Source organism: Ruegeria sp. 6PALISEP08, from assembly GCF_001238295.1.
GTDB lineage: Bacteria > Pseudomonadota > Alphaproteobacteria > Rhodobacterales > Rhodobacteraceae > Ruegeria.
Genome location: NZ_LGXZ01000029.1, coordinates 2,501 through 6,123, shown reverse-complemented (window position 1 = coordinate 6,123; position 3,623 = coordinate 2,501). Strand labels below are relative to the sequence as shown.

Annotated in this window: 1 tRNA gene and 2 rRNA genes; all 3 read right to left on the bottom strand. The window is 52.8% G+C overall.

Annotation, left to right across the window (positions count from 1 at the left end):
* Positions 1-2: 2 nt before the first annotated feature.
* The 3 genes from ALB80_RS21560 to ALB80_RS21550 all read right to left on the bottom strand — a co-directional run bounded on the left by ALB80_RS21560 (position 3) and on the right by ALB80_RS21550 (position 3,364).
* Positions 3-76, bottom strand: a tRNA-Met gene (locus ALB80_RS21560).
* Positions 77-195: 119 nt separating this feature from the next.
* A 5S ribosomal RNA gene (rrf, locus tag ALB80_RS21555) occupies positions 196-310 on the bottom strand.
* A gap of 221 nt (positions 311-531) precedes the next feature.
* Positions 532-3,364 (bottom strand): 23S ribosomal RNA (locus ALB80_RS21550).
* Positions 3,365-3,623: the final 259 nt, after the last annotated feature.

The window sequence follows — 3,623 nt, the reverse complement described above, 5'->3', positions numbered from 1 at the left end:
GGTTGCGGGAGTAGGATTTGAACCTACGACCTTCAGGTTATGAGCCTGACGAGCTACCGGGCTGCTCCATCCCGCGACACTTTTGTTGGCCTATTGGTTACGCGCCTTGAGGCCTTGTGTTGGTCTACGGCCTTTTTGGCTGTTTGAGACCGGGTCGTATTTTTTTATCGTAAGAGAGAAGGGGGATTTTTCTAGGTTTGGCGGTGACCTACTCTCCCGGGGCTTAAGCCCAAGTACCATTGGCGCGGCAGTGCTTAACTTCCGGGTTCGGGATGGGACCGGGTGTTTCACTTGCGCTATGACCACCAAACCGAGGAAAATCCCCGTCGCGTCTTTGCTTTGCAAAGCACGACGAGTGGCATGCAGCGTATTTGGGTGCAAATGCGCGTTGCCACTCGGTAGTTATGTCAATCAACGCCGCAGCGTGTTGCTGCGAAGTTATCCATGTTTAATGAGGTGTATGTTTTTGGCTTATTTGTTCGCCTACCGCTTCGCTACTTGAGGCGGTTGGCAGTCTTTCCATTACTGGATCAAATCAAGCCTATCGGGCGATTAGTACCGGTCAACTGAACGCATTACTGCGCTTACATCTCCGGCCTATTGACGTGGTGGTCTTCCACGGCCCTCAGGGAGACCTTGTTTTGAGGGGGGCTTCCCGCTTAGATGCCTTCAGCGGTTATCCTGTCCGATCATAGCTACCCAGCACTGCCGTTGGCACGACAACTGGTCCACCAGTGGATCGTTCACCCCGGTCCTCTCGTACTAGGGGCAACTCCTCTCAAGTCTCCTACACCCACGGCAGATAGGGACCGAACTGTCTCACGACGTTCTAAACCCAGCTCACGTACCTCTTTAAACGGCGAACAGCCGTACCCTTGGGACCTGCTCCAGCCCCAGGATGAGATGAGCCGACATCGAGGTGCCAAACACTGCCGTCGATATGGACTCTTGGGCAGTATCAGCCTGTTATCCCCGGCGTACCTTTTATCCGTTGAGCGATGGCCCTTCCACTCGGGACCACCGGATCACTATGGCCGTCTTTCGACTCTGCTCGACTTGTCAGTCTTGCAGTCAGGCTGGCTTCTGCCATTGCACTCAACGAGCGATTTCCGACCGCTCTGAGCCAACCTTCGCGCGCCTCCGTTACGCTTTAGGAGGCGACCGCCCCAGTCAAACTACCCGCCACGCAGGGTCCCGGATCCGGATAACGGACCGCGGTTAGACATCAAGAGTGCGAAGGGTGGTATCTCAAGGGAGGCTCCACAAGAACTGGCGTTCCTGCTTCAAAGCCTACCACCTATCCTGCACATCACAATCCTGATGCCAGTGCGAAGCTGTAGTAAAGGTGCACGGGGTCTTTCCGTCTAACCGCGGGAAGCCTGCATCTTGACAGGCAATTCAATTTCGCTGAGTCGATGTTGGAGACAGCGGGGAAGTCGTTACGCCATTCGTGCAGGTCGGAACTTACCCGACAAGGAATTTCGCTACCTTAGGACCGTTATAGTTACGGCCGCCGTTTACCTGGGCTTCAATTCAAGGCTCTCACCTCTCCTTTTAACCTTCAGGCACCGGGCAGGCGTCAGACCCTATACGTCGTCTTGCGACTTCGCAGAGCCCTGTGTTTTTAATAAACAGTCGCCACCCCCTGGTTTGTGCCCCCAGCCCCTAGTTGCCTAGGAACCGGGCCTCCTTCTCGCGAACTTACGGAGGTATTTTGCCGAGTTCCTTCAACATCGTTCTCTCAAGCGCCTTGGTATGCTCTACCAGTCCACCTGTGTCGGTTTAGGGTACGGTCTTATAGGAGGGCTATTTCCAGGAACCTCTCAGCAGCCCATTCAATCCGATAAGGATGAACTACCTCTGAGATCCGTCACCACTCCACGGCCTAGGAATATTAACCTAGTTCCCATCGCCTACGCCTTTCGGCCTCGGCTTAGGGGCCGGCTTACCCTGCTCAGATTAGCTTTAAGCAGGAACCCTTGGACTTTCGGCGAGAGTGTCTCTCACACTCTTTGTCGCTACTCATGTCATCATTCTCACTAGTGATCTCTCCACCGGATCGCTCACGCGCCGGCTTCATCGAAAAGACTCGATCCTCCAAGGTGCCCCGAAAGACACTAAAGAGGATAAGTCTTATGTCACACTACGCTCTGCTACCATGCCTTACGGCATCCTAAGCTTCGGCTCATGGCTTGAGCCCCGTTACATCTTCGCCGCAGGACAACTTATTTAGACCAGTGAGCTGTTACGCTATCTTTAAAGGATGGCTGCTTCTAAGCCAACCTCCTGGTTGTTTTGGTCGTCCCACCTGCTTTCCCACTTAGCCATGAATTGGGGGCCTTAGCTGTAGGTCAGGGTTGTTTCCCTCTCCACTACGGACGTTAGCATCCGCAGTGTGTCTGCCATCTAGTACTCCCGGGTATTCGGAGTTTGGTTAGGATCAGTAAGCCTGTGGGGCCCCATTACCCATCCAGTGCTCTACCCCCCGGGGTATTCGGATGACGCTCTACCTAAATAGATTTCGCAGAGAACCAGCTATCTCCGAGTTTGATTGGCCTTTCACCCCTAGGCACAGCTCATCCCGATCCTTTTCAACGGATGTGGGTTCGGTCCTCCAGTAAGTGTTACCTTACCTTCAACCTGGCCATGCCTAGATCACTCGGTTTCGGGTCTGATCCCACGAACTCATACGCCCTATTAAGACTCGCTTTCGCTACGCCTACACCTAACGGCTTAAGCTTGCTCGTGAGACCAAGTCGATGACCCATTATACAAAAGGTACGCCGTCAGATCTCGAGGATCCTCCGACTGATTGTAGGCGTTCGGTTTCAGGTACTGTTTCACTCCCCTCGTCGGGGTGCTTTTCACCTTTCCCTCACGGTACTGGTTCACTATCGGTCAGCAAGGAGTACTTAGCCTTCGAAGGTGGTCCTCCGATCTTCAGACAGAATTTCACGTGTTCCGCCCTACTTAATACGTCCGTCAAAGCTTAGAATACGGGGCTGTCACCCGCTATGGCCATGCTTCCCAACATGTTCTTCTCACTTATCCGGCTCGGCTGGTCCCCGTTCGCTCGCCGCTACTAGGGGAGTATCAATTGATTTCCTTTCCTCCGGGTACTTAGATGTTTCAGTTCCCCGGGTTTGCCTTTATAACCCTATGTATTCAGGTCATAAATACTTGATTAAGCCACCTATTGATTACCCAGAGGGTAACAATAGAGAGCTTTCAAGTGGGTTGCCCCATTCAGAAATCCATGGATCAAAGCTTATTCTCAGCTCCCCATGGCTTATCGCAGAGTATCACGTCTTTCATCGCCTCTTGCTGCCAAGGCATTCACCAAACGCCCTTCTCGCGCTTGATTTGATCCAGAAAAAGAAAGACTTGATATTGGCACTACCGCCTCTTCGGCTACTTGAGTGCGTTTGACCGCACACAACCAAAGCTGCGCTAGTAATCAAATCAATCACGATGACCCAGCTGGTAACTAAAGGTCATCTGTTCTTCTGAACCAAAAACATACATTTCCCGCCCCCGCCACTTGGACGAGGACAATTGAGCAACCCCATATGGTCTCTCAGCCGTGCAGCTGATCAACGCAGGTCGCTCGGGTTAGTATATTA